This window comes from Micromonospora sp. WMMD710, from assembly GCF_029626045.1.
Lineage (GTDB): Bacteria > Actinomycetota > Actinomycetes > Mycobacteriales > Micromonosporaceae > Micromonospora.
Genome location: NZ_JARUBD010000001.1, coordinates 6,526,664 through 6,548,418 on the forward strand (window position 1 = coordinate 6,526,664; position 21,755 = coordinate 6,548,418).

The 21,755-nt window shown below is 71.7% G+C and carries 19 protein-coding genes and 2 tRNA genes; 12 read left to right on the plus strand and 9 right to left on the minus strand.

What is annotated here, in order from left to right:
- Nucleotides 1-95: 95 nt before the first annotated feature.
- From O7620_RS30330 to O7620_RS30355, 6 genes are all read left to right on the plus strand, one after another.
- Complete coding sequence (locus O7620_RS30330; RefSeq protein ID WP_192580459.1) at nt 96-1,109, plus strand: PDZ domain-containing protein; 1,014 nt, start codon at nt 96-98, stop codon at nt 1,107-1,109.
- A 95-nt stretch (nt 1,110-1,204) separates the two neighbouring features.
- The gene (locus O7620_RS30335) at nt 1,205-4,195 is read left to right on the plus strand and encodes a UPF0182 family protein (protein WP_278126553.1); all 2,991 of its coding nucleotides are present in this window, start codon (nt 1,205-1,207) and stop codon (nt 4,193-4,195) included.
- 175 nt (nt 4,196-4,370) lie between these two features.
- Nucleotides 4,371-4,880, plus strand: coding sequence for a SigE family RNA polymerase sigma factor (locus O7620_RS30340; RefSeq protein WP_151492468.1), 510 nt, complete (start codon nt 4,371-4,373; stop codon nt 4,878-4,880).
- Nucleotides 4,870-5,817 (plus strand): hypothetical protein, encoded by a 948-nt coding sequence (locus tag O7620_RS30345; RefSeq protein ID WP_151492469.1) that lies wholly within the window; start codon nt 4,870-4,872, stop codon nt 5,815-5,817. Before O7620_RS30340 ends, O7620_RS30345 begins: the two co-directional genes overlap by 11 nt.
- Before the next feature lie 60 nt (nt 5,818-5,877).
- Nucleotides 5,878-5,951 (plus strand) — tRNA-Met (locus tag O7620_RS30350).
- Between the two features lie 415 nt (nt 5,952-6,366).
- Nucleotides 6,367-6,443, plus strand: a tRNA-Met gene (locus O7620_RS30355).
- A gap of 118 nt (nt 6,444-6,561) precedes the next feature.
- Here the strand turns inward: O7620_RS30355 and O7620_RS30360 are convergent.
- Complete coding sequence (locus tag O7620_RS30360; protein ID WP_278126557.1) at nt 6,562-10,335, minus strand: S8 family serine peptidase; 3,774 nt, start codon at nt 10,333-10,335, stop codon at nt 6,562-6,564.
- A gap of 181 nt (nt 10,336-10,516) precedes the next feature.
- Here O7620_RS30360 and O7620_RS30365 point away from each other — a divergent pair, with 181 nt between their 5' ends.
- Nucleotides 10,517-10,765, plus strand: coding sequence for a hypothetical protein (locus O7620_RS30365; RefSeq protein ID WP_278126559.1), 249 nt, complete (start codon nt 10,517-10,519; stop codon nt 10,763-10,765).
- Nucleotides 10,766-10,817: 52 nt separating this feature from the next.
- Here the strand turns inward: O7620_RS30365 and O7620_RS30370 are convergent, their stop codons facing one another.
- Nucleotides 10,818-12,149 carry an extracellular solute-binding protein gene (locus O7620_RS30370; RefSeq protein ID WP_278126561.1) on the minus strand — a complete coding sequence of 444 codons (1,332 nt, stop codon included), beginning with the start codon at nt 12,147-12,149 and terminating at the stop codon, nt 10,818-10,820.
- A gap of 150 nt (nt 12,150-12,299) precedes the next feature.
- Between O7620_RS30370 and O7620_RS30375 the strand changes: the two genes are divergently transcribed.
- Complete coding sequence (locus O7620_RS30375; RefSeq protein WP_151490005.1) at nt 12,300-13,133, plus strand: phosphoribosylaminoimidazolesuccinocarboxamide synthase; 834 nt, start codon at nt 12,300-12,302, stop codon at nt 13,131-13,133.
- Between the two features lie 12 nt (nt 13,134-13,145).
- On the opposite strand, the gene O7620_RS30380 is transcribed toward O7620_RS30375, so the two are convergent.
- Nucleotides 13,146-13,328: a hypothetical protein gene (locus tag O7620_RS30380; protein WP_151490004.1), complete on the minus strand. Its 183-nt coding sequence runs from the start codon at nt 13,326-13,328 to the stop codon at nt 13,146-13,148.
- Between the two features lie 180 nt (nt 13,329-13,508).
- On the opposite strand from O7620_RS30380, the gene O7620_RS30385 reads away from it, so the two are divergent.
- Entirely contained in the window at nt 13,509-13,721 is a 213-nt protein-coding gene (locus O7620_RS30385; RefSeq protein ID WP_151490003.1) for a DNA-binding protein, read from the plus strand.
- Here the strand turns inward: O7620_RS30385 and O7620_RS30390 are convergent.
- Nucleotides 13,718-14,227, minus strand: coding sequence for a pyridoxamine 5'-phosphate oxidase family protein (locus tag O7620_RS30390; RefSeq protein ID WP_151490002.1), 510 nt, complete (start codon nt 14,225-14,227; stop codon nt 13,718-13,720). The genes O7620_RS30385 and O7620_RS30390 overlap by 4 nt on opposite strands.
- Before the next feature lie 3 nt (nt 14,228-14,230).
- The gene (gene glpK, locus O7620_RS30395) at nt 14,231-15,715 is read right to left on the minus strand and encodes a glycerol kinase GlpK (protein WP_278126567.1); all 1,485 of its coding nucleotides are present in this window, start codon (nt 15,713-15,715) and stop codon (nt 14,231-14,233) included.
- Between the two features lie 77 nt (nt 15,716-15,792).
- Here glpK and O7620_RS30400 point away from each other — a divergent pair, with 77 nt between their 5' ends.
- Nucleotides 15,793-16,731 carry a ribose-phosphate pyrophosphokinase gene (locus O7620_RS30400; protein WP_278126569.1) on the plus strand — a complete coding sequence of 313 codons (939 nt, stop codon included), beginning with the start codon at nt 15,793-15,795 and terminating at the stop codon, nt 16,729-16,731.
- Nucleotides 16,732-16,877: 146 nt separating this feature from the next.
- On the opposite strand, the gene O7620_RS30405 is transcribed toward O7620_RS30400, so the two are convergent.
- Nucleotides 16,878-17,327: an ATP-binding protein gene (locus tag O7620_RS30405; RefSeq protein ID WP_278126571.1), complete on the minus strand. Its 450-nt coding sequence runs from the start codon at nt 17,325-17,327 to the stop codon at nt 16,878-16,880.
- Between the two features lie 120 nt (nt 17,328-17,447).
- On the opposite strand from O7620_RS30405, the gene O7620_RS30410 reads away from it, so the two are divergent.
- Nucleotides 17,448-18,575, plus strand: a complete 1,128-nt coding sequence (locus O7620_RS30410; protein WP_278126573.1) for a DUF5931 domain-containing protein — start codon at nt 17,448-17,450, stop codon at nt 18,573-18,575.
- 14 nt (nt 18,576-18,589) lie between these two features.
- Complete coding sequence (locus O7620_RS30415) at nt 18,590-19,243, plus strand: response regulator transcription factor (protein WP_278127216.1); 654 nt, start codon at nt 18,590-18,592, stop codon at nt 19,241-19,243.
- Nucleotides 19,244-19,249: 6 nt separating this feature from the next.
- Here O7620_RS30415 and O7620_RS30420 read toward each other — a convergent pair whose 3' ends face one another.
- The 3 genes from O7620_RS30420 to O7620_RS30430 all read right to left on the minus strand — a co-directional run bounded on the left by O7620_RS30420 (nt 19,250) and on the right by O7620_RS30430 (nt 21,703).
- Nucleotides 19,250-19,822: a DUF5709 domain-containing protein gene (locus O7620_RS30420; protein WP_278126575.1), complete on the minus strand. Its 573-nt coding sequence runs from the start codon at nt 19,820-19,822 to the stop codon at nt 19,250-19,252.
- 79 nt (nt 19,823-19,901) lie between these two features.
- Nucleotides 19,902-20,645 (minus strand): ATP-binding protein, encoded by a 744-nt coding sequence (locus O7620_RS30425; protein ID WP_278126577.1) that lies wholly within the window; start codon nt 20,643-20,645, stop codon nt 19,902-19,904.
- Nucleotides 20,646-20,704: 59 nt separating this feature from the next.
- Nucleotides 20,705-21,703 (minus strand): SDR family oxidoreductase, encoded by a 999-nt coding sequence (locus tag O7620_RS30430; RefSeq protein ID WP_278126579.1) that lies wholly within the window; start codon nt 21,701-21,703, stop codon nt 20,705-20,707.
- Nucleotides 21,704-21,755 lie beyond the last annotated feature (52 nt).

Genomic DNA, 21,755 nt, shown 5'->3' on the forward strand with positions numbered 1-21,755 from the left:
CGCGCCCCAGGTCGCCGCTGCTGGCGTTGCGCTGAGGGCGAAGTCGTGTGGCGCATCCGGCGGGCGGCCGTCGACCGGTCGGTACGCTCTGCCGCATGAGACGTCGTGGCCTGACGGTCCTGCTCGGTGCCCTGTTCACCGCCCTGCTGAGCATCGGGGTGCTCCGGGTGCCGATCCCGTACGTGGTGCTCGGCCCGGGCCCGACGGTGAACACCCTCGGCACGGCCGACGGCAAGGAAGTCATCAAGGTCGCCGGGCGGGAGACGTCCACCTCCGCGGGCCAGCTCCGGTTGACGACCGTGGGGGTGCAACCGACGGTACGGCTCCGGTCGGCCATCGCCGGTTGGTTCTCCGACGACGAGGCGGTGGTGCCGCGCGAGCTGGTCTACCCGCCGGGTGAGTCGACGGAGCAGGTCGAGCAGCGCAACGCCGAGGACTTCAAGGTGTCGCAGACCAGCGCCGAGACGGCCGCGCTACGCGAGCTGGGTTTCCCGGTGCAGGTGGTGGTGAAGACCGTCGCCGCGGACGGCCCGTCCGCCGGGGCGCTCAAGGTCGGCGACGTGGTCACCTCGGTCGACGGTCGACCGGTGCCGGTGGCCGCTAAGGTCACCGAGCTGGTCCGGGCCAAGCCGGCCGGTACGGCGTTGACCATCGGCTACACCCGCGACGGCGTGCCGGCGACGGCGACGGTGACCAGCCGGGAGCAGGACGGCCGGCCGCGGATCGGCGTCGAGATCGACCAGCAGCAGCCGCACCCGTTCACGCTCGACATCGAGTTGGAGGACATCGGTGGGCCGAGCGCCGGCCTGATGTTCGCCCTGGGCATCGTCGACAAGCTGACCCCGGCGGACCTCACCGGCGGAAAGGTCATCGCCGGCACCGGCACCATCGACGACGAGGGCTCGGTCGGCCCGATCGGCGGGATCGCCCAGAAGCTGGTCGGCGCGAAGCGCGCCGGTGCCAAGGTCTTCCTCGTCCCGGCGGACAACTGCGCCGAGGCGGTCCGCAATCCGCAGCCCGATCTGCCGCTGCTGCGGGTGGGTTCGTTGGACGAGGCGTTGACCGCTCTGGAGACCCTTCGTGCTGGAGGCCAGCCGACCCGCTGCTGACGGTGTGACCGTGCCCCGACACGTTCAGGAACACCCCGTACTCTGGGTGCCTGATCGGAGCCGATCACATCGAGCGTGCGGAGCCAACAGTGGTAATGCGTAGCAGCAGCCCCCTGCCGAGGATGAGCCGGCGCGGACGCGTCACCATCGCTGTCCTGGTCGCGGTGTTCGTGCTCTTCACCCTGCTCGGCTGGGGTGTCCAGGCATGGACGGACTGGCTCTGGTTCGACGAGGTCCGCTACACCGAGGTCTTCACCGGTGTGCTGCTCACCCGCCTGTTGCTCTTCCTGGTCATCGGTTTCGGCATGGCGGTGATCGTCGGCGGCAACCTGTGGTTGGCGTACCGGCTGCGTCCGCGGCTGCGCCCGCACTCGGTGGAGCAGGCGACCCTGGAGCGTTACCGGATGGCGCTCACGCCGCGCCTCGGCACCTGGATCGCGCTGGCCTCCGCCGTGATCGGACTGTTCGCCGGCCTCTCCGCCCAGAGCCGGTGGAGCCAGTGGCTGCTGTTCCGCAACGGCGGCGACTTCGGGATCAAGGACCCGGAGTTCGGGGTTGACCTCGGTTTCTACGTCTTCCAGCTGCCGTTCTGGCGCTACCTGCTCGGGGTCGGTTTCACCGCGGTGGTGCTGGCCGTGATCGGCGCGCTGGCGGTGCACTACCTGTTCGGTGGCGTCCGCCTGCAGGGTGTCGGGGACCGGATGAGCAACGCCGCCCGCGGCCACCTGAGCAGCCTGGTCGCGGTCTTCGTGCTGCTCAAGGCCGTCGCGTACGTACTGGACCGGCGGGCCATGCTGCTGGAGTACAACGAGGGCGCCAAGCTGTACGGCGCCGGCTACGCCGACGTCAACGCGTTGCTGCCGGCGAAGGAGATCCTGGCGTACATCTCGATCGTGGTGGCGATCGCGATCATCGTGTTCTCCAACGCCTGGATGCGGAACCTGGTCTGGCCGGGTATCTCGCTGGCCCTGCTCGGCGTGTCCGCGGTGGCGATCGGCGGCATCTATCCCTGGGCGGTGCAGACCTTCGAGGTCAAGCCGAGCGCCAAGGACAAGGAGGCGCCGTACATCCAGCGCAGCATCGACGCGACGCGGGCGGCGTTCGGGCTGGCGGCCACCGAGACCACCCCGTACGCGGCGAACAACTACACCCCACCGGCGAACCTGGCCACCGACACCTCGGTGGTGTCGAACGTCCGCCTGCTCGACCCGCAGCTGGTCAGCGAGACGTACACCCAGCTCCAGCAGGTCCGGGGCTTCTACGACTTCGGCCCCAAGCTGGACATCGACAGGTACGGGGTGAACGGCAAGACCTCCGACTACGTGGTCGGCGTCCGGGAAATCAACTACGGCGAGCTGACCGACCAGCAGAACACCTGGATCAACCGGCACACCGTCTACACCCACGGATACGGCCTGGTGGCCGCCCCGGCGAACCAGGTGGTCTGCGGCGGACAGCCGTTCTTCGTCTCCGGCTTCCTGGGGGAGCGGACCCAGGAGGCGTGCTCCTCGCAGACGGAGCAGATCCCGGCCAAGCAGCCGCGGATCTACTACGGCGAGCGGATGGCGGCCGACGACTACGCGATCGTCGGGCAGTCCGACCCGAACAAGAAGGCCGAGTTCGACCGGCCGGTCGGCGAGGGTGGCGGCGAGTCCTACACCTACACCGGCGAGGGCGGCGTGAAGATCGGCTCGTTCACGCGCAGGCTGCTGTACGCCATCAAGGAGCAGGAGTCGAACTTCTTGCTCTCCGAGGCGGTCAACAAGGACTCCAAGCTGCTGTACGTGCGCAACCCGCGGGACCGGGTGGAGAAGGTCGCGCCGTTCCTCACCCTGGACGGCGACCCGTACCCGGCGGTGGTCGACGGCCGCGTGCAGTGGATCGTCGACGGCTACACGACGGCCGCCACCTACCCGTACGCCGAGCGGGTCAACCTGCAGACCGAGACCACCGACGAGCTGACCAACCGGGGTACCTTTCAGCTGGCCCGGGAGAACGTCAACTACATGCGCAACTCGGTGAAGGCCACCGTCGACGCGTACGACGGCACCGTGACGCTCTACGAGTACGACGACACCGACCCGGTGCTCAAGGCGTGGAACAAGGCGTTCGGCGGCGACCTGATCCAGCCGAAGGCCGAGATCCCGGTCGAGCTGACCGAGCACCTGCGCTACCCGGCGGACATGTTCAAGGTGCAGCGCAACCTGCTCACGAAGTTCCACGTGACAAACCCTGGCGACTTCTACTCCGCCCAGGACTTCTGGCAGGTGCCCAACGTGCCGGACGCACCGGACAGCGGCCAGAAGCAGCCCCCGTACTACCTGTTCACGCAGTTCCCCGGGCAGGAGGGCCCGCGGTTCCAGCTCACCTCCGCGGTCACCCCGAACGGCCGGCAGAACCTGGCCGCTCTGATCTCCGGGTCGTACGTCGACGGGAAGCCCCGGCTGGAGGTGCTGGAGCTGCCGGACCAGACCCGGATCTCCGGCCCGGTGCAGGTGCACCAGCAGATGACCAACAACGCGAACATCCGTCAGCAGTTGACCCTGCTCTCCAGCAACCAGGCGCAGGTGCAGTACGGCAACCTGCTCTCGCTGCCCTTCGCCGACGGCATGCTCTACGTCGAGCCGGTCTACGTGAAGAGCAACCAGCAGGACGCGTACCCGCTGTTGCAGAAGGTGCTGCTCTCGTACGGTGACGGCGGCTCGTTCGTGGCGCTCGCCGACAACATCAACGACGGCATCAAGCAGTTGGTCGAGCAGGGTAAGAAGGCCGGGCAGGGCACCTCGCCGCCCCCGACCACCGGGGGTAACCCGACCAGCCCGACGCCGGCGCCGACGGGTACGCCGTCGCCGACGCCGAGCACCAGCAACCCGCCGCCGACGGGCGCGCTGGCCGCCGCCGCGGACCGGGTGCAGGCCGCCATCACCGAGGTCCGCGCCGCGCAGACGTCCGGTGACTTCGAGCGGTACGGTCGCGCGTTGAAGGCACTGGACGAGGCGCTGACCGCGTTCCAGCAGGCGCAGCAGGCCGCCGGTGCGCCCAGCGGCGGCCCGACGCCGAGCGTCAGCCCGAGCGCGGGCGGCTGACCCGGCCACCGGCACCATCCCTTGGAGCCCCCGTCGTCGGACCACATCCGGTCCGGACGACGGGGGCTCCGCCGTTGCCACCTGTCGTCTCTCCGACAGGGGTCGACAGGCCCGCAACCTGCGGCAACGCTCCGCCGTCCTCACTGCAACGGGGCGCTGACGAGGGGGGACGGTCGTGCGGGACGCGCACAGCTTCGACGACTTCTACCGCAGCACCGCCCGGCGGATGCTGCGGTACGGCTATGCGGTCACCGGCGACCACACCGAGGCGCAGGATCTCGTGCAGGAGGCGTACGCCCGGGCCTGGCGGCAGTGGGGGCGGCTGTCGGCGCATCCGGCGCCGGAGGCGTGGCTGCGGCTGGTGGTGGCCCGGCTGGCGACCGACCGCTGGCGGCGTCTGCACCGCTGGCGGTCGACGCTGAGTCGCACCGGCCCGCCGCCGGACACTCCGCCGCCGAGTGAGGACGGGGTGCTCCTGGTCCGCGCGCTCCGCCAACTGCCGGCCACCCAGCGGCAGGCGTTGGCGCTGCACTACCTCTTCGACATGTCGGTGGAGGAGATCGCCCGGGAGACCGACGTCCCGGTCGGCACCGTGAAGTCCTGGCTGTCCCGGGGTCGCACCCGGCTGGCCGCGCTGTTGCCCGACCTTCGTACCGCGACGCTGGAGGTGAACGATGCCAGTTGAACTCTCCGATCTGTACCGGTCGCTCAGCACTGTCGCCGACGACCAGGATCCGACGCATCCCGAGCTGGTCCGCCGGTATGCCGACCGTCGGGCGCGGGTCCGGGCCGCCGGCACCGGGCTCACGGTGGCGTTGCTGCTCGGCGGGGTCGCCGTCGGCGGTCGGTTGGTGTTGGCGGCGGACGGCACGCCGCCGTTGCCGCCTCCCGCCGACACGCCCGGCCCGACGGCGACCGGGTCGGTCACCCCTCCGTCCCCGACTCCGTCCGCGACGTCGTCCTCCGCCACGTCGACGCCGTCGTCCGTGACGCCGACACGGACCACGCCGAGCGGTACGCCGCCGGCGCCGACCACGGGGGCGGCGACACCCCGGCCGCCTACCTCCATCCCGGACCGGGCGTTCTTCGTGCTGGCCGCCGCGAACCGGACCGGCATGGAGTCTCAGGGGGAAGGGGCCATGTTGCCGATCCTCTGCGGGGCGCGGCATGCCAGCGACTCCGCCGTAGTGCAGCGCCGTGGCCGGTACCTCGCGTACAAGCTGGCCGGCACTCCGGCGGGGAACGTCCCGGACGGCAGCTACCGGCACACCATCACCATCTACCGGCCGGGTCGTGCGGACGACGCGCTGCGCGAGTTGCGGCAGGCCGTCCGCGACTGCCCCGACCAGAGGTTGCCCGACGACACCAGGACGTGGCGTCAACGGCTGTTGACCTCGGGGGCGTACGGGGACGAGTCGGTGCTGTTCGAGATGCGGGCCCCGTACCCGGAGGGGATGGGTGACCCGGGCGCGGAGGAGGTCCGGCTGGTCCGGGCGGTCCGGATCGGCGACGTGGTGACGGTGCTGTGGGAGCAGGGCTGGGAGCACACGGCTGCCGTTCGGTCCCAGGTCGACGCCGACAGCCGTCGGGCGGTGGCGGCGATTGAGAACTGGCTCGACTGACAGCGGAATCGGAGTCGTTTTGCGGTGCCCCGGGTCGGTGCGCTACGGTTAGCGAGCCGACGCGGGGTGGAGCAGCTCGGTAGCTCGCTGGGCTCATAACCCAGAGGTCGCAGGTTCAAATCCTGTCCCCGCTACGAAAAGATCGAGAGCCCGTTTCCGGTTCGCCGGAGGCGGGCTCTCGCCGTTTATGGCCGTCGGCGATCGGCGCCAGCTCGCTGGCGTGCCGCAGGACGGCGTCGCGTCCGGTCATCGCGCCAGGTCCACCCGAACGTGCCTGCTCGGTCGAGCCGTGCGTGACCGAGCGCGTCCGCTTCGTCGTCTCGCAGCCGTGCGAGCCCGGACGTGCTCTGGTCTCGATCGGCCGTGGCTCGCTGCTCGGCGCCGTCGCTCTGGCGCTGGCCCTCGGCGAAGACTCATCCTGCCCGCGGCCGGCGCACCGGAGGGGCAGCCCGGCACGGAGCCGATCAGAGGACCGGCAGTCACCGGGTCGGCAGGGCCGTGACCCCACTGATCATCGCCGAACGGGATGGGTTAGACTTAACCAGTCGACGCGGGGTGGAGCAGCTCGGTAGCTCGCTGGGCTCATAACCCAGAGGTCGCAGGTTCAAATCCTGTCCCCGCTACCACGGAAAGCGCACGCCAAGGCCCGGCCCCCAGATCGTGGGGGTCGGGTTTTCTGGTTCCCGCCCAGGTCGTCACACCGCGGGGGGCCGGTGCCGACCGGGCACCGGCCCCCCGCGGATGTCACCTGAGGCCGAAGGCCCGCATGACGGTCTGCGTGACACCGCCGCCGTTGCGCTGCTTGGCGGTGACGCGGATGGACACGTAGTCGGCGCGGTGCGGCGCGTTCAGGGACGCCGTCCAGGTGCCCTTGCGTTCCTTCAGGTCCTGCCGCTGCCAGGTGCGCCCGTCGTCGTAGGAGACCTCGAGGCCGAGTGCGGAGACCCCGTCCCGGGCGGCGGTGCTGCCCACCACCACCGGCGTGATGGCGAGGTCGGTCCGGCGCGTAGCGCGGCCTGCCAGGTCCAGATCCGTCCCGTAGTCCAACTGGACCAGTGGGATGGCCTGCACGTCCTCGGCCGCACCGGAGAGGAAGTTCCACTCGGTGCGCCCGCTGCTGGAGTACGGGCTGTAGTCCGGGTTGGTCTCCGTCTCGACGACCAGCCGGTACGGCAGCTTCTGCGGTGACAACTCGCTGGCGTTGAACTTCGGCCACCCCTCCAACTGAACCAGCTGCTTGTCGCCCTGGTACAACGTGATCCGCTGGAGCATGCCGCTGCCGCCGCTGTGCGCGGCGCCCGCATCACCGAACCCCTGGATGTAGGCGCTCAGGTAGCCCTCGCTGCGGAATGGGATCTCGTTGGTGAGCAGACGTGGCCGCGTGATGGGCCCGAACCAGCGGTCCTTCTGGACGCTACCCGGCCGGTAGGTGATCTCGTCCGTGTGCGATCGCGTCCAGCCGTCGACGTAGGCGTCCTGCTTCCACCTGATGCCGTCACCGGCGGAGACCCAGTCGGTACGCGGCCCCGGGGTGACCGGATCGAACGGGAACGAGCGGGCGGCGGACCACTCGTACGGCGGGAAGTCCATCCGCGTCTCGGCGGACCGCTTGCCCGGCGGCGGGGTGAACTGGAGGTCGATCCGGGCGAGGCTGCGGGGGTCGGTCCTGGCCGACGGGTCACTGGGCACCCCGCCACGGTGGTAGTCGACCAGGTCGTACAGGTATTTCGGCGAGGGGTGGGCGGTGACGGTGAGTCGTACCCCCTTCCGGCCGGCGGCGGTGATCGTCGTGATCAGGGTTTCGCCCTCGCCCTTGACCAGCGAGGCGACCGGGACCGGCCCGGCGGTCGTGCCGTCGGCGCTTCCGTACCAGCCGCTGGCGCGGCCTTCGCCGTCGTTGACCACGAGGAGCATCGCCGCGCCGGCGGCCTGCGCCGCCGCCACCTGGTCCGCGGGGGTCACGGCGTCGCTGTCGCGTACGACCACGGCCCTGCCGCGGGCGGACACGCCGGTGTAGTCGGCCTTCGAGCCGGTGCCGGCGAAGACGGCGTCCAGGCGCGAGGTGCCGTCGGGCAGCGGTCGGGAGCCGGGTTGCACGAGGGGGTCGCCGACCCGGTGGCCGTTGTGGATGATCTCCAGCGGCGTCTGTGCGGCGCGGATCCGGGTGGTGAAGACGAAGCTGCCCTTCGTCACCTTGTCCCTGGTCGGCAGTGCCCACAGGCTGTCGTAGGTGGTGCCCGGCCAGAACGTCTCGCGCAGGGCGCTTCCGTCGCTGGGCGTCGGCTCGCTGGACGTGAACGAGCGGTAGACGTCGATGCGGCTGTTGGTGACGGCGGTCGGCTGGGTGGTCGCGACCGTGACCTGGCGGGCCTTCGAGGCGTCGAGGTCGACGACCCGGTTGGTCGTCAGGTCCACCTCGGGGGCGGTCAGCATCGCGAGCCCGAGGGAGTGGGCGCCGTGCAGACCCTTTACGTCGGTGGCGGCGACGACCGTGTAGGAGCCGGGGTCCCAGCGGCTGGTGAGCTTCCCGTCCCGTACCCACATGAAGGTGGAGATCCCGTCGGCGCTGACGATCTCCACCTCGCCGCTCGCGGGCTGTCCGGCGCGGTCCTTGAGGTTGATGGTCAGGTCGTACTTCTTGGATTCCACGGCGACCCCGACGGCCGTGTGCACCTCACCGGCCGGGTGGCGGGCGGTGACCTGGGCGGAGTAGCGGCCGGCGGCGAGCCCTTTCGGGTCCACCACCACGTCGACCGTCGACGTGCCGTGCGCCGGCACCGTGACCTGGGCGGCGCTCGCCGTGAACGTCGTGGCGGGGGAGTCGCCGCGATCGACGGAGAGATCGAGCGTGAGGGGGCTGCCCGTGGTGTTGGTGTAGCTGATCTTCCGGGTGATCCGCTGCGGCTGGATGCCGGGCGACCAGCCGACGAGGCCGGCGTCCACCGACCCGGTCGCGATGATCTGGTCCTGGTGGTAGGCGGCGGCCACGTTCAGCCGACCGCTGCCGGCCCGGTAGGCGTTGTAGTCGGGCGTGCGAACGCTGGTGCCCATCAGGGCGTCCTTGATCTGCTGCGCGCTCCACTGCGGGTGCTTCTGGGCCAGCAGGGCGGCGGCCCCGGTGACGTGCGGCGCCGCCATGGAGGTGCCGCTGTCCAGCTGGTAGAAGCCCTCACCCCAGGTGAGGTGCTGCGAGCGGGCCGCGAGCACGTCCACGCCGGGTGCGGTCATGTCGGGCTTCAGGGCGTCGTCGGCCATCCGCGGGCCGGCGCTGGAGAAGTCGGCCAGGTGGTCGGAGCCGTCGACCGCGCCGATGGTGAGCGCGGCGTCCGCGGTTCCCGGCGCTCCGAGGGTGTACGGGTCGGGTCCGCTGTTGCCGGCGGAGACGACGAAGAGCGCGCCCGTCTCGGCGGTCAACTGGTTCAGGGACTGGCTCAGCGGATCGTCCTGGGTGTGCCAGGCGCTGACCCCCAGGCTCATGTTGATCACCTTGGCGTGTTCGGTCCGCGCCGCCCACTCCATGCCGGCGATGATCCCCGAGATCGACCCGCTTCCGTTGCTGTCGAGGACCTTGCCGATCACCAGGCTGGCGTCGGGGGCGACCCCTCGTTCCTTGCCGCCGGAGGCGGCGCCGGTGCCGGCGACGGTGGAGGCGGTGTGGGTGCCGTGTCCGTTGCGGTCGATGATGTCCTCGCCGGGGATGAAGCTGCGCGACGCCACCACCCGGTTCGCGAGGTCCGGGTGGGTCGTGTCCACTCCGGTGTCCAGCACGGCGACGCGGACGCCGCTGCCGGTGCCTCCGGCGGCCCAGGCGGCGGGGGCGCCGACCTGCGCCGTGGTGTCGGCGAGGGCGGCCTTCGCCCGGCCGTCGAGCCACACCGTGTCGACGCCGGCGGTAAAGGAGGGCGTGGCCGTGCCGGCGCTCCGGCCGCTCGACGGCGGAGCCGCCTGCGCCGCACCGCCGGTGAGGGCCGACCAGAAGTCGGCGGCCTGCGCCCGACGCGCACGGATCGCCTGGCCGCCGATCGAGGGCAGGTCCAGAGTGGTCTCCGCGCCGGGCAGCGCGGCGCTGGTCCGGAGGGCCGCCGAACCCGTCGTACGGGTGACGATCAGGGGGAGTGCGCCGGTCCGCGCGTCGTCGAAGCCCTGGGCGACGAGTTGGGTGACGTCGAAGAGCTGCCTGTCGAGTCGACCAGTCGCGAGGTACGGCATCGCCTCGTCCGGGTACACATAGGTGTCCCCACCCTCGGTGGTGACGCGGACGGCGCCGGTGGCGCCCGGCGCGCGCTCCACGTCCACGCCGGGCGGCGTCCCGTCGCGTCCCGGGGTCACCTCCACCTTGTCGCCGGTGATCAGCGTGACCGTGACCGGTGCGCGGTCGGCGGTGCCGGTCGTGGCCGGTGGTGCCGGCGGCGGTGGGGACGCGGAGGCACCCTGGGCCGTCGTGGGGGTGGCCAGAGCGGTGACGAGGGTGACGCCGACCGTTGCTGCCGCAGATTTTCGGGTGAGAGAGAGCCGCACAGTGCCTCCAGAGTTGAACCTGGAGGGATCCGATCACCTCGGGAGATTCATGTAAAGATCATCAACTTTGCCGGGAGGTTGCGGGATCGTTGCGTACCGGTGGGCTCACCTGGGGCCCCGGTCCCATGAATTCGGCGCGGACCCACGTGCCGAGGTTGCGCCCTTCGGCGAGGATGGGCGCATGTCTTCATTCGGTAGGTGGTGGGGCCGGCTCAGCGCGGTCCTCGGTACGGTCGTGCTGGCGGTGTTCGTGCCCGTCGCGGCCTGGGCGTCCACGGGCACCGGCGAGCTGGTGGTGGAGGCGGCCCGACGGCGGTCCCGCGGCGGCGGGTTCGGATTCCTCGGGCTGCTCTGCTGCCTGGTGGTGGTGGCGGTGATCGTCTTCCTGGTACTGCGACTGATGCGCAATCGTCGCGGCCCGCAGCGCTGACCGGGGGCGACGGGAGGTCACCAGCGGCCGGCCCTGGGCCGGCCGCCGGTGCTCACACCGCGAGGGCCGCGATGGCCTGCGACAGGAAGCGCGCGGTGGCCTCGCGGGTGCCGTCGCGCTTGACGCGGATGCGCTCGGCGGCGGTGACCAGCAGGGTACGAACCTTGGCGTGCCCCTTGGGCGGTGGCTCCGGTGCCGGACCGAGCAGGTCGGCGATGCTGGCGCCGAACGCGGCGGCGCGCCGCTGGGCCGGGTCGGTGATGCTGCCCTCGGCGTAGCGGCGGACGGGGAGGCTGGCGTTCAGCCCCCGCTCGTGGCCGAGGACGGTGCCGGCCTCGCCGTTCGTGGTCAGAAAGTTGATCACGTCGGTGACCGTGTCCAGGTGCCGGGTGCCCCGGAACGCCGCCCAGTACATCGATGCCCGCGCCCACTGGGCTCCCGGTGGGCCGGGGAAGCCGACCACACCCAACTCGGATTTGGTGAGTCGTTGCAGCTCCGGTAGCTGATGCGACCAGGCGAACGACGCGGCGGTCAGCCCCGTCACCACCGGTTGCCGGGCCGGCTCGCCGCTGTCGGCCTGCTCGACCAGCGCCGCGCCCGGCGTCGCCCGCTCGGCGCGGGCCCGCTGCCACAGCTCGAACCAGCTGATCAGCTCGTCCGCGCCGAAGCCCAGCTGCCGCCCCCGGTAGAACTCGCCGCCCTGCGAGCGCAGCCACAGCCACAGCGCCCGGTAGTCGCCGGACGCGTCCATGGTGCCGGCCACCCGGCCGTCGCTGGCCTCGGTGACCTGCTCCGCCCAGGAGATGTACTCCGCCCAGGTCATCCCGCCGCGCGGCTCCGGCACCCGCAACTCCCGCAGCAGGTCCCGGTTGAAGACCACGCCGGCGAGGGTCTGCCCGCTGGCGACCGCCATCGTCCGGCCGTCCACCATGCCGTAGCGGATCAGGCCCTCCGGCAGGCCGCGCAGGTCCAACCGGTGGTCGGTGACCCGGTCGGTGAGATCGAGGACGATCTGGCGTTGGGTGTACTCGGTCAGCATGGAGTCGTCGAGCTGGATCAGATCCGGCACGTTGCCACCGGCCGCCTGGGTGGCCAGCCGGTCGTAGTAGCCGTCGATGCCCTGCCAGGTGACCCGGAAGGTGACCTGTGGGTTGCGGTCCGAGTAGAGCCGGAGCGCCTTCTCGGTGAGCTCCGCCCGTTTCGCGTTGCCCCACCAGAAGACCGACAGCTCGACCGGCCCGCTCTGGCTGGAGGTGGTGGCGCCGTCGCTGCAACCGGCCAGCCCGCCGGACGCCAGCAGGGGAGCGCCGAGCATCGCGGTGAGCAGGCGGCGCCGGCCCGGGTCGGCGCCGAGGCGGTCGATCGGGGGTCGAGCAACGGGCACGGGGGTCTCCTGGCACCTGCGTGGGCAGCGGTCGGACCATTCACGCAGGCGGCGCAGGAAGGTGTCAACGTCCGTCCGGTCACCCCGCGTCGCCCCTCGGCGTGGGTAGTCGGATCAGCCTCTCCGGTGCCGCGTGGTGTACTAGGGCGCGTGGAACTTCTGCACTCGGGCAAGGTCCGGGACGTCTACGCCGACGGCGACGACCTGATCCTGGTCGCCTCGGATCGCATCTCGATCTACGACGTGGCCCTGCCGACGCCGATCCCGGACAAGGGTCGCCTGCTCACCGCGCTCTCGCTCTGGTGGTTCGAGCAGCTCGCCGACCTGGTGCCGAACCACGTCATCTCGTCCACCGACGTGCCCGCCGAGTTCGCCGGGCGGGCGATCCGCTGCCAGCGGCTCGACATGGTCCCGGTCGAGTGCGTCGCGCGCGGCTACCTCACCGGCGGCGGCCTGCGGGAGTACGAGCGCACCGGCACGGTCTCCGGTGTGTCGCTGCCCCGGGGGCTCGGCGAGGCGTCGATCCTGCCCGAACCGATCTTCACGCCGTCGAGCAAGGCGCCGATGGGGGAGCACGACGAACCCATCACGTACGACGACGTGGTGGCCAAGGTCGGCGAGGCCACCGCCGAGCGGCTTCGGCAGATCACCCTCGACATCTACCGGCGCGGCGCGGAGCTGGCCGCCGACCGGGGCATCCTGATCGCCGACACCAAGATCGAGCTGGGCTGGGCGCCGGACGGCACCCTGGTCCTCGCCGACGAGCTGCTCACCTCCGACTCGTCGCGGTTCTGGCCGGCCGAGTCGTACCAGCCGGGTCGGGTGCAGTTCTCCTACGACAAGCAGTACGTGCGCGACTGGGCCACCGGCACCGGCTGGGACAAGCAGGCCCCGGCGCCGGACGTACCCGCCGAAGTCGTCGAGGCGACCCGCGCCCGCTACGTCGAGGTCTACGAGAAGCTCACCGGCAACCGCTGGAGCTGAACCACGCGGATCTCAGAACCGGTCCGGCCGACTGTTGCCCGTACGCGCGGCCCGCACCCGGTCCCGCGCCCACCGCAGCGCGTCGCACCCGTCGGATCGGCAGCGCCCACACCCGCCGTCGACGTGATGCTGGGTGATGATCCGCCTGGCCAACAACGGCACCCACTCGCTGCGGGGCAGCTCGCGCTCCAGCATCGCACCTCCAAGAAGGGCAGGTCCGGCCACCGACCCCTGGTCAGGCAGCCGGACCGCTTCCCCGAGGGCCGAGCTGGCGCGGTGCCACCGGCCCGGAAAGAGCCTCCCTGTCATACTCGACAGTGTCAAGTCTGACAGCTGCCACATGTGACACTGACAGGTGCGCATAGCGTCCGATCCATGGTCCGCAGGCTGTACGGCAGCGCCGAGCTACAGGAACGTCTCCAGGTGTCCCGCGCTCGCGTCGTGCAGATCACCAGTCGACCGGACTTCCCGGAGCCGTTCGATCGGCTGGCCGGGGGAGCGGTGTGGCTGGTCACGGACGTAGAGGCGTGGATTTCTGAGCACCGGCCGCACCAGGCGCGGGACGCCGAGTCGGACGAGGAGAGCTAACGCTTCCAGAACTGGCGCGGGGCGTAGCCGTCGCGGCGTAGCCAGTGCTCGGTGTAGACGATCCGATCCGCCTCCACCACCACGAGCGGCCCGTCGGGCGGGTCGTCCAGACTGCGTGACCGCTCGACGTGGTCGGACTGCCAGCGCACCGCCGGCCAGTAGTGGGCGAAGTCCTCATCCTGTGAATCGAGGACCCGGGCCCGGCCGAAGAGCTGTGCGCCTCGGCTGCTGGCCTGGCCGACCAGCGGGGCGAAGACGCCGATCGACACCCGGGGGTCGGCGGCGATGTTGCGCATCTTCGGCGAGTTCGCCGCCGCGGTGAACAGCAGCGCGAAGTCGAGGTGGAAATACCGCACGGGGGTGGCCAACGGGCCGTCCGGGCCGGTGGTGGCCAGTACGCACATGTTCTGCGAGGACAGCAGGTTGAGGATCCGCTCCTGCAACCTCGGACGGTCGAGGCGTTCCCGGGGGCTGGGGCCGCCCAGCCACGGGTTGGTCACCGGCACGGCTCACTCCACCCAGTCGAGGGTGCGCTGCACGGCCTTGCGCCACTGGTGCAGCTCCTGCTCGCGCAGCTCCGGGGCCATGGCCGGCTCCCACTGCGCGTCGGAGCGCCACTGCGCCCGCAGGGTGGCCAGGTCGGGCCAGAAGCCGACCGCGAGACCGGCCGCGTACGCCGCGCCGAGGCAGGTGGTCTCGGTGATCCGGGAGCGGACCACCGGCACGTCGAGCACGTCGGCGAGGAACTGCATGAGCAGCCCGTTGGCGGTCATCCCACCGTCCACCCGGAGTCGGCGCAGCGCCACGTCGGAGTCGGCGTTCATCGCGTCGACCACCTCGCGGGTCTGCCACGCCGACGCCTCCAGCGCCGCCCGCGCCAGGTGCCCCTTGGTGATGTAGCCGGTCAGGCCGGCGATCACGCCGCGCGCGTCGCTGCGCCAGTGTGGAGCGAACAGCCCGGAGAACGCCGGCACGACGTAGCAGCCGCCGTTGTCGTCCACGGTGCCTGCCAGATCCTCCACCTCCGCGGCCGACGAGATCAGCCCGAGGTTGTCCCGCAGCCACTGCACCAGCGAGCCGGTGACCGCGATGGCGCCCTCCAGGGCGTACGCCGGGGGTTGGCCCTCGATCCGGTAGGCGACCGTGGTGAGCAGGCCGTGTGTCGACGGGACCGGGCTGGCTCCGGTGTTGAGCAGCAGGAAACTGCCGGTGCCGTAGGTGCACTTCGCCTCGCCCGGCTGGAAGCAGGTCTGCCCGAACAGAGCGGCCTGCTGGTCGCCGAGGGCGCTGGCCACCGGCACCCCGGCGAGCACGCCGCTGCCCGTGCCGTACACCTCGGCGGAGCAGCGGATCTCCGGCAGCATCGCCGCCGGCACGCCCATCGCGTCCAGCAGATCCGGATCCCAGTTCAGGGTGGTGAGGTCCATCAGCATGGTCCGGCTGGCGTTGGTCACGTCGGTCACGTGCTCGCCGGTCAGGTTCCAGATCAGCCAGCTGTCCATGGTGCCGAACAGCACCTCGCCGCGTTCGGCGCGCTCGCGCAGGCCGTCGACCTCGTCGAGCAGCCAGCGCAGCTTCGGCCCGGCGAAGTAGGTGGCCAGCGGCAGGCCGGTGCGGGTCCGGAACCGCTCCTCGCCGTACGCCGAAGCCAGCTCGCGCAGCAGCGGCCCGGTGCGGGTGTCCTGCCAGACGATGGCGTTGGCCACCGGGCGGCCGGTGGCCCGGTCCCACACGACGGTGGTCTCCCGCTGGTTGGTGATACCCACGGCGGCCAGCCCGGCTGTGTCGGTGCCGGCGGCCCGCAGCGCCTCGGAGACCACCTGCTGGACGTTGTCCCAGATCTCCTCGGCGTCGTGCTCCACCCAACCGGGTCTGGGGAAGATCTGCCGGTGCTCGCGCTGGGCCACGGCGACGATCTCCCCGGCGGAGTCGAAGACGATGCACCGTGACGAGGTGGTGCCCTGGTCGATGGCGGCGACGTACTGGGGGGTCACCGCAGCACCGTACCCAAACCGGCGGCGCGGAGCGACCGACGTCACGCGGGCCTCCGCGTCGCCTACGATGTGCGAACGTGCGCGACATCGCCGTTTTCAGTGGAACCGCCCATCCCGACCTCGCCGCCGAGATCTGCGCCCACCTGGGGGTGCCGCTGCATCCGGTGCGGGTCTCCCGGTTCGCCAACGACTGTCTGGAAGTGCAGCTGCAGGCCAACTGCCGGGAGCGGGACGTCTTCCTGATCCAGCCGCTGGTGCCGCCCGTCCAGGAGAACCTGGTCGAGCTGCTACTGATGATCGACGCGGCGCGGGGTGCCTCCGCCGGCCGGATCACGGTGGTGCTGCCGCACTACGCGTACGCCCGCTCGGACAAGAAGGACGCGCCGCGGATCTCGATCGGCGCCCGGCTCGTCGCCGACCTGCTCACCTCGGCCGGGGCGGACCGGGTGCTCGCGATGACCCTGCACTCGCCGCAGGTGCACGGCTTCTTCAGCGTCCCCGTGGACCACCTGCACGCCCTGCGGGAGCTGGCTAACCACTTCCGGCGCTACGACCTCAGCGACACCGTGGTGGTCTCGCCCGACCTGGGCAACGCCAAGGAGGCCGCCGCCTTCGCCCGGCTGCTCGGCACGCCGGTCGCGGCCGGTGCGAAGCAGCGGTTCAGCGACGACCTGGTCAAGATCAGCGCGGTGATCGGCGAGGTCGCCGACCGGGACGTCATCGTGCTGGACGACGAGATCGCCAAGGGCAGCACGGTCGTCGAGCTGATGGAGCACCTGCGCGGCCTGAAGGTCCGCTCGATCCGGTTGGCCTGCACGCACGGCCTGTTCTCCGGCGACGCGCTGCACCGGCTCAGCGATCAGGACGGCGTACTGGAGATCGTCTGCACCAACACGGTTCCCATCTCCGCCGCCAAGCGGGTGCCGAAACTCCAGGTGCTCTCGGTGGCTCCCGCCCTGGCCGAGGCGATGCGCCGGATCCACAACGGAGAGTCCGTCTCCGCCCTCTTCGCCTGACCCCGCGCCGCCCCGACCTCGCCCCGTCCCGCCCCGCGATCTTGCAGTTTCTGTCCCGGTGATGGGCGGGTTTGCGTCATTCGTCGGGACAGTTTGTGCACAGATCGGAGGGGTGGCGGGCCGGGGTGGGGGCGGCCCGGCGTGGGTTAGCGGGACGTGTGGTTGGTGAGGGCGCTGGTGACGCGGACGGTCGTGCCCGCGGCGCTGGTGGCGACCTCCATGTCGTCGGTCAGCTCACGGGCCAGCCAGAGGCCCCAGCCGCCGGCCGTGTCGGGTGCCGGGCGGCTGCGGTCGCCCAGCCGCTGCGGGCTGATCCCGTGCCCGTGGTCGGCGACCTCGCAGACCAGTGCCTCCGGCTCCTGCCAGAGCCGCAGCCAACCCCGCCCTCCGCCGTGCCGCACCGCGTTGGTGATCAGTTCGTTGATGGCCAGCACGAAGTCGTCCAACCGTTGGCCGGCCAGCCCGGAGGCGTGCGCGCAGGAGGTGACCGAGTGTCGAATCTCGGTCACCTGGGCCTGGTCGAAGGCCTCGGCGATCAGGAGGGATGGTTCGATGGGCACAACCGTACGCGGTGCGTGCGGATCTGCATTCGTCATGGCCCCGTCCCGACGGCGAATCTCGGAGTATTTCGCGGCATTTCCACCGTACGTCAGGGTTTCCCGAAGCGCACTCGCTGCCTACCGCGCGCGCGTCCCGGCTGTGGCATCCTGACCGCCATGTCGTCGCCGCCCGGTGGTTTCGAGGTGCCACTCTGGCGTGCCCTCGCGGTGTTCCGGTTCGCGTCGCTCGCGTACGTCTGCGCGCTCTCGGTGCGCGACGCCGACCGGTACGCCCACCCGTACGCCGCCGGCGCCCTGATCCTCGTCATGATCGCCTGGACCGTGGCGACCGCCGTCGGCTACGCCCGTCCGGCCTGGCGTCGCTGGCCGCTGCTGCTGGCCGACCTCGGGGTGGTGATGGCCATCGTGCTGTCCACGCCCTGGGTGGTCGGACGGGAGGCGCTCACCCAGGGCGTACCCACCCTGGGGGTGGCCTGGATGGCCGGCCCGGTGCTGGCCTGGGCCGTCTCCGGCGGCCGACGACGAGGCACGGTGGCCGCGCTGCTGGTCGCCGGCGCGGACCTGGCCACCCGCGAACGGGTCGGCCAGTCCTCGTTCACCGGGCTGATCCTGATGCTGCTCGCCGGTGTGGTGGTCGGGCACGTGGCCCGACTCGCGGTGGCCGCCGAGGAGCGGCTGCAACACGCGGTGGAGCTGGAGTCGGCCACCCGGGAGCGGGAGCGGCTGGCCCGGGACATCCACGACTCGGTGCTCCAGGTGCTGGCGCTGGTGCAGCGGCGTGGCGCGGACCTGCCCGGGGAGGCCGGCGAGCTGGCCCGGCTCGCCGGCGAACAGGAGGCCGCCCTGCGGGCACTGATCGCGGGCAACGCCCCGGCTCCCGGCGGGTCGGACGGCGACGCGGTGGACCTGCGGGGCCTGCTCGGCCGGTACGCGTCGTCGGCGGTGTCGCTCTCGGCCCCCGCCACGCCGGTGCCCCTGCCCCGACAGGTGGCCGGCGAGTTGGCGGCCGCGACCGGCGCGGCCCTGGACAACGTGGGGCGGCACGCCGGTGGACGGGCCTGGGTGCTCATCGAGGACGAGGGGACGACGGTGACCGTGTCGATCCGTGACGAGGGGCCGGGGATCCCGGACGGCCGGCTGGCCGAGGCCGCCGCGCAGGGCCGGCTCGGCGTGACCCAGTCGATCCGGGGCCGGGTCACCGACCTGGGCGGGACGGTCCGGATCATGTCGGTGCCGGAGGCCGGCACCGAGATCGAACTGACCGTACCGAGGACGCAGCGGTGACCCCGGTGCGCGTCATGGTGGTCGACGACCATCCGATGTGGCGCGAGGGTGTGGCCCGCGACCTGACCGAGGCCGGCTTCCTGGTGGTGGCGACCAGCGGCGAGGGGCGGCAGGCGATCCGGGTGGCCGCCGCCGCCCGACCCGACGTGGTCGTCCTCGACCTGCAACTACCGGACATCTCCGGGGTCGAGGTGATCCTCGGGCTGCGCGCGGCGCTGCCCGACGTACGGGTGCTCATGCTCAGCGCCAGCGGCGAACAGCAGAGCGTGCTGGACGCGGTCAAGGCGGGTGCCACCGGTTACCTGGTGAAGTCGACGGCGCCGGCCGAGTTCCTCGACGCGGTCCGTCGTACCGCGGCCGGTGACCCGGTCTTCACCCCCGGCCTCGCCGGGCTCGTCCTCGGGGAGTACCGCCGGCTGGCCGCCGGACCGGGGCCGGGGGCCGACCCGGGCGACGGCGGTGAGCCGGGTACGCCCCGGCTCACCGACCGGGAGACCGAGGTGCTGCGGCTGGTGGCGAAGGGGATGTCGTACAAGCAGATCGCCCAGCGGCTCGGGCTGTCGCACCGCACCGTGCAGAACCACGTGCAGAACACGCTGGGCAAACTGCACCTGCACAACCGGGTCGAGCTGACCCGGTACGCCATCGAACGCGGCCTGGACGACTGACCCCGATCAGACCGAGCGCGGCGGTTCCGTCTCGTGGATCGCCAGCTCCTCGGCGGTCGCACCGCCACCGGCCGAACCGGCGTCGTACGCCACCGAGTCGGTCTCCTGATCGGTGTGCGCCCCCTCGTCCGGCTCGACCAGCCGACCGACCGTCGCGTCGGCCACCGTGCCGAGCTGGCCGTGGTCGTACAGCGACACCGGCGAGTTCGGGTCCGAGGTCGGCCCCGGGTCCATCACGTCGGCGTCCAGCTGGGCCTCCGCCGCGGCCTCCAGGTTGTCCGCCTCGAAGGCGATCTTCGGGTCGATCGTCCCGGACAGCGGGTCGTCCGCCGGGCGTTCGTAGACCTCCCGGTCCAGCTTGTAGTCCAACGACTCGCCGTCGAGCTGCTCCTCGGCGGTGGTCCCGAAGCGGTCCACCGCGACCGGCGTCCGGTCACCCGGCAGCTGGGCCGGGTCCGGGCCGTCCGCCTCGCGCCCGGTGAGGACGTCGTCGTTGGCGGTCGAGTCGTCATCGGCGGTGTCGGGAAAACCCTGGGCCTCGGTGTCGGACACGGGGGTCGGGTACTCGTTGTCGCGCATGTCTGATCACTACCCGCTGCCCTCCCGCCGTAACCGGGCCACCGCCAGCCGAACCGGGCATCGGGGTGGGAAAGCCCCGTCAGCCGACCTCGTCGTCGGGGTGCAGCACACACCAGACGACCTTGCCGTCCGGTACGGCGCTGCTGCCCCACCGGCGGGTCACCGTGTCGATCAGCAGCAGCCCCCGGCCGCCCACCCGGTCCGGCGGGGACAGCCCCGCGAACGTCGGCCGCCGCGAGGAGTGGTCCCGGACCGCCAGGTGCAGGGTGTTGTCCTCGTGCGGGGCCAGCCGCACCGTCATCGGGGTGTGGGCATGCGCCACCACGTTGTTGACCATCTCGGTGACCGCGATGCACGCCGGGTCGGCGAGCGTCGGCACACCCCAGCGCTCGCACCCGGTGGTGACCAGCTCGCGGGCCTCCCGTGCGGCGCCCACCGTCGGGGTCAGCTCGGCGGTGAGCACCGCCGCCAACGGAGTCTCGGCGACCGCCGCCAACGCGCCGTCCAGGGTCGACCAGGCCGGCACGCCCGCCACCGCGGCGCCCACCGGGTCGGGGCCGGTGACCCTCGGGTCGCAGAGCAGCAGATCCGCGGCCGGCCAGTCGGCGACCTCCCGGCGCACCTCGGCGAAGACGCCCCGCACGGCCGGGTCGGCGAACCGCAGCCCGGTCACGTCGACGACCACCGGACCGGGACGGTCACTGAGCCGCGCGAGCAGCGCGTCGCGGACCGTGTCCGCCGCGCCGGCATCGAGCACGCCGGTCAGCCGGACCACCGCCGACGACTCGTCGATCTCCACGAGGCACCGCACACCGGTCGACATGATCGCCCCATTGTGCGCGCCGGTGACGAGCGGCGCATCTGGTCGGTCGATGGCCGACATCAGCGGGCCAACCGGGAACGCCGGTTGATCGCCGCCATCGTGCCGACCGCGGTGCCCGCGGCGGCGAGACCGAACGCGGCCGTCATCCGCACCAACTGCCGACGCCGACCGTGCCAGCCGCCGTCACGGCGCGCCTCGGCGTCGGCGTCGAACACGTTGCCGCTGCTCTCCACCCGCGCGCCCGGACCGAACTGGGTGCGGTGGGCGTACCAGCCGAGGGTGCGCTCGACAAGCGCCGGCGCCAGTCGCCACTGCAGGCCGATGAGCCGGGCGGCGCCGCCCGCGTACGCCTCGCGGCGCGGCCGGCGCAGCACCCGGACAATGGTCTCGGCGACCACCTCCGGCGGGTAGACCGGCGGAGGTGGCGCCAGCTCCCGGCCGGTGTGGTTGGCCGCGTGCCGGAAGAACGGGGTGTCGATGGTGGCCGGCAGGATGGTGCAGACGGAGATCTGCCCCCGCCCGGTGACCCGCAGCTCCTGCCGGACCGTGTCGGCGAGCCCCCGGATGCCGTGCTTGGTGGCGTTGTACGCCGACTGGTACGGCATCGCCACCTCGGCCAGCACCGACGCGTTGTTGACCAGAACACCGCCGCCGGCCGCCCCCAGGTACGGCAGCGCGGCCTTGATGCCGTGCACCGCCCCGAGCAGGTTGACCTCCAGCACCCGGCGGAACTCGGCGACCGGAATCTCGTCGAACAGGCCCACCGCGCTCACCGCGGCGTTGTTCACCCAGGCGTCGATCCGCCCGAACTCGGCCGCTGCCCGGTCCGCCAGCTGCCGCACCGACTCCAGGTCCGTCACGTCGGTCGGTACCACCAGCGCCCGGCCACCGAGCGCCCGGCAGCGCTGTGCGACCTGCTCCAGGGCTGGCTCGCTGCGGGCGGCGAGCACGACGGCGACACCCCGGCGGGCCAGCGCGTACGCGGTGGCCGTACCGATCCCGCTGGAGGCACCGGTGATCACCACGGTCGAATCGTCGAGGCTGCGGCTCAGCGGCATTCCTCAGCGGTACCCCCGCACGGGCCTGCTCATACCAGTGAACGGTGGCAGA